General features: G+C 46.2%; 5 protein-coding genes and 1 pseudogene. 1 reads left to right on the top strand and 5 read right to left on the bottom strand.

The features are described 5' to 3' along the window. Positions 1–124: 124 nt before the first annotated feature. The 5 genes from csrA to recA all read right to left on the bottom strand — a co-directional run bounded on the left by csrA (position 125) and on the right by recA (position 6444). On the bottom strand, positions 125–322 hold the full coding sequence (csrA, locus tag L976_RS12625) for a carbon storage regulator CsrA (protein WP_006082602.1): 198 nt from the start codon (positions 320–322) through the stop codon (positions 125–127). 118 nt (positions 323–440) lie between these two features. Beyond that, the gene (locus L976_RS12630; protein ID WP_047537211.1) at positions 441–1697 is read right to left on the bottom strand and encodes an aspartate kinase; all 1257 of its coding nucleotides are present in this window, start codon (positions 1695–1697) and stop codon (positions 441–443) included. A gap of 9 nt (positions 1698–1706) precedes the next feature. Then, a complete protein-coding gene (alaS, locus tag L976_RS12635) occupies positions 1707–4331 on the bottom strand; it encodes an alanine--tRNA ligase (RefSeq protein ID WP_047537214.1) in 2625 nt (874 codons plus the stop codon). A gap of 554 nt (positions 4332–4885) precedes the next feature. After that, positions 4886–5353, bottom strand: a complete 468-nt coding sequence (locus L976_RS12640; RefSeq protein ID WP_373290347.1) for a regulatory protein RecX — start codon at positions 5351–5353, stop codon at positions 4886–4888. A gap of 17 nt (positions 5354–5370) precedes the next feature. Next, complete coding sequence (gene recA / locus L976_RS12645) at positions 5371–6444, bottom strand: recombinase RecA (protein ID WP_037420979.1); 1074 nt, start codon at positions 6442–6444, stop codon at positions 5371–5373. A 382-nt stretch (positions 6445–6826) separates the two neighbouring features. Here recA and L976_RS12650 point away from each other — a divergent pair. Continuing rightward, positions 6827–7364 (top strand): annotated as a pseudogene (locus tag L976_RS12650) (DNA mismatch repair protein MutS); the annotation flags it as partial.

Raw genomic sequence — 7364 nt, forward strand, 5'->3', positions numbered from 1 at the left:
TTAATCACATTGCGGTTATATCAAGCCAATGTGTTGATTTACGCCAATCTTTCGGTTTCAAAAATAAAAAAGTCAGTTTAAAAACTGACTTTTTTATCTGACTAATACTCGCATAAGCTTCGTATTAAAAGTTACCGCCTTCTGAAGGCGTACCTGATTTTTCAGATTGAATGCGTTGATAGATTTCTTCACGGTGAACAGAAACCTCTTTCGGTGCATTCACACCGATACGCACTTGATTGCCTTTTACCCCTAGCACTGTAACTGTGACTTCATCACCAATCATCAGTGTTTCGCCAACACGACGAGTCAAAATCAGCATTCGATAGCTCCTTTATGTCTTAATTCAGCTTACACACGGCACTCATCCGGTAGATGGGCTTATTATAGGGTCAGCTGAGTACAAATTAATAGTATTCAATACTCAAACAGTTATTTAATTACACCTTATTTAGCTCGAATGCGTGATGCAACGCTCGAACTGCCTTGTGTAAGTCCCTTTCATCGATCACAGTTGACAATTTACTCTCCGATGTCGAAAGTAACTTAGCATGGATTGTTTCGTTACCCAATACATCTAACATCTTAGTCAATAATCCAACTTTTGCCTGTAAACCTTTGCCAACTAAGGACACTTTTGCACGTTGACGCTCAACATTCAATTGGCCTAGATCAAGACTTTCACTTAAAACTTCAAGCTCATGCAATAAAACATCCACTTTCGTCTCGGCCAACATAAAGCTGACAGACTCCGCTGGTGACATTTCATTCAATTTCAAAGGAGTAATAAACTCAACGTCTATCTCAAGTCGAGCCAAACAAGCTAATAAGGCTTGATAACGCTCACTGCTGGTAAATAACCCTTCAATGGTCAAGGTTGCTAAGGCCTTATTGATCGCAATTCCTTGTACGGATGCGGGCATCGCAAGCTCAGACTCATCACCAAATTGAATTAATGTGCCCTGACCAGCTTCAAAACTCGACAACACCCGCAGCGGTACTTTAAACCGTTGCGCATATTCGACCGAGTCAGGATGAAGCACCTTAGCACCGAGCTTAGCCATTTCGAGCATGACATCAAAACCAATCACATCGAGACGTCTAGCACTGCTGTCGATATTAGGGTCTGTCGTAAAAACGCCTGGGACATCGGTAAATATTTGACACTCATCGGCTCTTAGCGCCGCCGCTAGCGCCACAGCCGTCGTATCCGAACCACCACGACCTAAAGTGGTGACATCGCCATTAGGATCGATCCCTTGAAATCCTGCCACAATAGGCACGATGCCTTGTTCCAGCAAGGAGGTTAAGTACTCCGTATCAACACTTTCAATACTCGCCCGACCAAATTGGCTATTTGTATGGATTTGCACTTGATCGCCTGTCAGGGATCTTGCTTTGATACCACGGCGTTGCAACGCCATAGCCATTAACGCAATACTGATTTGCTCACCCGTAGAGACCAGCATATCGAGTTCCCGCGCACTTGCGCGGGGATCGATTTGCGCCGCTAGCGCAAATAGCCTATTTGTCTCACCTGCCATAGCAGAAAGGACCAATACTTGCTGCTCACCACTGTGAGCGGACTTTGCAATCTGCTCAGCAACTACTTCGATGCGTTCAATCGAACCCACCGAGGTGCCGCCAAACTTCTTCACAAAAAGCTTGCTACCACTAAGCTTTCGTTTTTCGAGCACAGCAACCTCTTAAGCTAAACGCTCAGTAATCCAAGGTAATACTTGAGATAGAGCCGCATCCAGATTTTCTGGTTGGCTACCACCCGCTTGAGCCATATCTGGACGACCACCGCCTTTACCGCCGACTTGCGCAGCGACCATAGCCACCAGTTCGCCAGCTTTAACTTTACCAACTAAGTCGTTACTGACCCCCGCGATAAGGTTCACTTTGCCTTCTTGGGCTACACCTAGCAGAATAACCGCAGATTTAAGCTTTTGTTTTAGCTCATCCTGAAGGCCGCGAAGTGCACCCGCCTCAACGCCTTCCAGCTTCTTAATCAGCACGTTAACGCCATTAACCACAACCGCATCACCCGCTAAATCCGCACTCGCTGCCGCAGCTAACTTATCTTTCAGTTGCTGCATGTCTTTTTCAAGCTGTTTCATTTTATCCAGCTGGGCTTTAAGCTTGGTCACAACGGATTGAGTATCGCCTTTCAGTAGTGCTGCCGCTTCTTCAAGTTGTGCCTGTTGCTGTGCCACATAGGCCATCGCTGCCGCGCCAGTTACCGCTTCGATACGGCGAACGCCCGCAGCGATACCGCCTTCAGAGGTAATTTTGAACAGACCAATGTCACCGGTACGACCAACGTGAGTACCACCACACAGTTCGATAGAGAAATCGCCCATAGTGACAACACGCACTTGTGCATCGTACTTCTCACCAAAGAGCGCCATAGCGCCTTTTTCTTTCGCTTCATCAATCGCCATTTCAGCGACTTTCAGCTCATGGTTACGGCGAATTTGGGTGTTGACTAACTCTTCAACCTGTTTCAATTCAGCTGGTTTGACCGCTTCGAAATGAGAGAAGTCGAAACGTAAACGCTCAGGGTCAACTAACGAACCTTTTTGAGTAACGTGAGTGCCCAACACTTGACGCAGCGCAGCATGTAATAAGTGAGTCACAGAGTGGTTTAACTGGGTGCGGTGACGCAGTTTCTTATCCACTTTTGCTTCAAGTACTTGGCCAACGCTTAAGCTGCCAGCCGTTAACGTACCTTTGTGACCTGAAGCTTGACCAAACTTTTGCGTATCGCTAACAGCGAACTCAATACCTTGAGCTACTAATACGCCCTTGTCACCGACTTGACCGCCCGATTCTGCATAGAATGGCGTCACATCGAGCACGACTACGGCATCATCACCCGCATTGATTGCAGAAACTGACTCACCGTTTAGGTAAAGTGCTGTGACTTTGGCATTGCCTGTGAGTTCTGTGTAACCACAGAATGCGGTTTCAGCATCAATTTTCAATGCAGCATTGTAATCGGCGCCGAAGTTACCCGCGGCTTGCGCGCGGCTACGTTGTTCTGCCATTGCCACTTCGAAACCTGCTTCATCGACGATAATGTTGCGCTCACGGCATACGTCGGCGGTTAAATCCACTGGGAAGCCATAGGTATCGTACAGTTTAAAGACAGTGTCACCGTCTAAGGTGTCGCCCTGCAATTCGTTTAACGCGCTATCCAGAATGCCTAAACCACGCTCAAGCGTACGGGCAAACTGTTCTTCTTCCGCTTTAAGGGCTTTTTCAACAATCACTTGAGTATCGGCTAAACCTTTAGCGGCATCGCCCATCACTTCGATTAGCGTCGGAACTAACTTGTAGAAGAAGGCTTCAGTTGCCCCTAACTTGTTACCATGACGCACAGCACGGCGAATAATACGGCGCAGTACATAACCACGACCTTCGTTCGATGGCATTACACCATCTGCAACTAAGAAGGCGCATGAACGAATATGGTCGGCAATCACACGCAGTGACTTGTTAGATAAGTCTGTCACGCCGATGATTTCGGCTGCTTTGGCGATCAAGGCGCGGAAAATATCGATTTCGTAGTTTGAATGAACCCCCTGCATAATTGCAGCGATACGCTCAATCCCCATACCAGTATCGACTGAAGGTTTTGGCAGCGGCAACATCTCACCAGAGGCTTGGCGATTGTATTGCATGAATACGATGTTCCAAATTTCGATGAAACGGTCGCCATCTTCTTCTGGGCTACCAGGACGTCCACCCCAAATGTGGTCGCCGTGATCATAGAAAATTTCGGTACAAGGGCCACAAGGACCAGTATCGCCCATTTGCCAGAAGTTATCTGAAGCGTATGGCGCGCCCTTGTTATCGCCGATGCGAATGATGTTTTCAGCAGCAACACCAATCTTTTTATTCCAAATTTCAAAGGCTTCATCATCTGTTTGATAAACAGTTACACACAGACGCTCCTTTGGTAGCTTCAATACTTCAGTCAGGAAGGTCCAACCAAAACGAATCGCATCTTCTTTGAAGTAATCACCAAAGCTGAAATTACCCAGCATTTCGAAGAAAGTATGGTGACGCGCGGTGTAACCAACGTTATCTAAATCGTTGTGTTTACCACCCGCACGGACGCAGCGTTGGGCAGTGGTCGCACGTGTATAGCTACGTTTGTCCATGCCAAGAAACACGTCCTTGAACTGGTTCATACCGGCGTTGGTGAATAAAAGCGTGGGATCGTTGCCTGGTACAAGAGAACTACTGTCCACAACTTGGTGACCATTGCTGCGGAAAAATTCGAGGAAAGCACTTCTAAGCGCTGCTGTCGTTTGATACATGAAATCGTCCTGAATTGGGTAAGCATGACCAGCTACACCATAAGGTAGCCGTATTTCTATTTGCCCAGCATTATAAGCAGACTGAAGAAAGACGACCAGCCTTGAATAGCGATATCGCGCTTCGGAGTCTAATATTTTCGATGAGTTTTCATCTAATACAGGGCTTATCACAACAACCCAAGGTGAAAGTGGTGAAAAAGGACTAATTCTGTGAGGGAGATGAACTGAGTTAAGAATGATAAGCACAAACTTACCAGGGCAAGTTTATATGATTACATTAGGGCGTGTTGACGTTTCAGGGTTATTTTTGCAGCAGTTTGGCTGGCTTTTATGCAAGGCAAAGTCCGTGCAGTGTAGTTATTCTACATAAACGGACGATAACGCGGCAGAAAAGCCAGCCAAATACTGCCCGAAGGGTTCGTCTGGCAAGCCCTTGCTCTTACTTTCTGCCATAAGAGCCGCTCGTCATTTGAGTAAACTACACATCATTCCTCGTTTCGCGAGCACGAACTTGCCAGAACGAACAAAATGTAATCTCGAAACGTCTACACGCCCTAGTCATCATTATCTTCCAAAGGATCATAATCTAAGGCATAGGTGACTTGTTCGTAATTAAAGCCTTGGCTCAGTAAAAACCGTACTCGTTTGGCTTTTTCTTTTGCGATTTGCTCGCGGGATAGTGAGCCTTTTACTTCAAGCACTTTAGGGACCGTATACTTTTTGATGGCTTTCGCTTTTGCCAACTCAAACCAATCATGCTCATTTGCAGATAAGGCAGCTTCGATACAATCTTTAGTAAGCCCCTTTTGAGCAATAGCTTGACGAATGCGTATTGGTCCATGACCACGGGCAATGTGGCTTCGAACGAGAAGCTCGGCATAGCGCTTATCATTGATAAATCCTGACGCTTCACAATCATCAAGCACAGGATCGATATCAGCGACCTCAAAGCCTTTTTCGAGCAGTTTTGTGCGGATTTCTTGGCGGGAATAATCGCGGCGCGCTAACAGCGCGACCGCAATTTGACGGGCAGACTGGCTCAGAATACTTCGCCTGTTTCTAAATCAATATTCCCCTCGATATTATCATCATCGGATGCTGATGATGCCAGTGCACTTGGGTTACTCAATAATAACTCACGCAATGTCTTATCGATTTCAGCGGCAATGGCTGGGTTTTCAGTCAAATATTTACCCGCATTGGCACGGCCTTGACCAATTTTATCGCCCTTGTAGCTATACCAAGCACCAGCTTTCTCAATCAGTTTATGGGCTACCCCTAAATCGACTAACTCGCCAGTACGGTTGATACCTTGACCGTAAAGGATTTGAAACTCAGCTTGCTTAAATGGTGCAGCCACTTTGTTTTTAACGACTTTGACACGAGTCTCGTTACCAACCACTTCGTCGCCTTCTTTGATAGCACCAGTACGGCGAATATCTAAACGAACAGAAGCATAGAATTTCAGAGCATTACCACCCGTTGTGGTTTCTGGGTTACCAAACATCACACCAATCTTCATACGAATTTGGTTGATGAAAATTAACAATGTGTTCGATTGCTTGAGGTTACCCGCTAACTTACGCATCGCTTGGCTCATCATACGCGCCGCTAAGCCCATGTGTGAGTCACCGATTTCGCCCTCAATTTCTGCCTTGGGTGTTAATGCAGCGACTGAGTCAACGATGATCACATCTACCGCGCCAGAACGGGTTAACGCATCACAGATCTCAAGAGCTTGTTCACCGGTATCGGGTTGTGAACACAATAAGTTATCAATATCTACACCTAACTTTTTCGCGTAGATAGGATCGAGAGCGTGCTCCGCATCGATAAAGGCACAGGTTTTACCTTCGCGCTGAGCAGCTGCAATCACTTCTAATGTCAGAGTTGTTTTACCTGATGATTCAGGGCCATAAATCTCAACAATACGGCCCATTGGTAGGCCGCCCGCACCGAGGGCAACGTCAAGGGAAAGAGAACCAGTAGAAATGGTCTCAACATCCATAGAGCGGTCTTCGCCCAGCTTCATGATGGAGCCTTTACCAAATTGCTTCTCAATTTGGCTCAATACCGCAGCAAGTGCTTTCTCTTTGTTTGGATCGACCTTCATTCCTGTTCCCTCATCTAGACAGCATCAGTACTGTCAAAAGTGATATTCAATTTAATAAAGCGGGTGATCAAAAAGCGAGGCTCTTTGTCGTAATCTGCTGACTAGTATACTGTACAATCATACAGTATCAATACCTGTGAATGAATTATTTTTATACCTGAAAATTTTCCCGTTTAGACAAGCTTTTACCCACCCATCCTGCAGATTTATCAAGATATCAGTGAATATCCACGCTTTGAGGATCAATTTTCTGTAAATTGTTGCTAAGATTGGCGCCAATTGATTTTAGACAGTAATAGTGCAAATCAACTGATTTTATCTCCCATTACTGTATGACTTTATTCCCTATTTCAGGGCCGGCATAGCGGACGATAACGATTTAATGAATCCTATAGATACCGATGATTTAGAAAAACATACCCCGATGATGCGTCAATATTTGACCATGAAAGCAGAGCATCACGACATGCTGCTGTTTTATCGTATGGGTGACTTCTATGAACTCTTCTATGATGACGCCAAACGAGCCTCTGAATTATTGGGCATTTCCCTTACGGCCCGAGGCAAAAGTGGTGGCGACCCGATCCCGATGGCGGGTATCCCTTACCATGCAGTTGAAGGCTATCTCGCAAAATTGGTTCAAATTGGCCAATCGGTTGCGATTTGCGAACAGATTGGCGATCCTGCCACCTCAAAAGGTCCGGTTGAGCGCAAAGTCGTACGCATTGTCACCCCAGGAACCTTAACCGATGAAGCGCTATTGCAGGAGCGGCAAGACAATCTGTTGGCCGCGGTTTATCAAGGCAAAGTGGGCTTTGGCTATGCGACTCTAGATGTGTCTTCTGGCCGTTTCGTGATTGCCGAATTAGAGACGAAGGAGTCCCTCGAAGCCGAGTTGCAACGTACGAATCCGGTCGAAA

The sequence above is a fragment of the Shewanella sp. ZOR0012 genome (assembly GCF_000798835.1).
GTDB classification, from domain to species: Bacteria; Pseudomonadota; Gammaproteobacteria; order Enterobacterales; family Shewanellaceae; genus Shewanella; species Shewanella xiamenensis.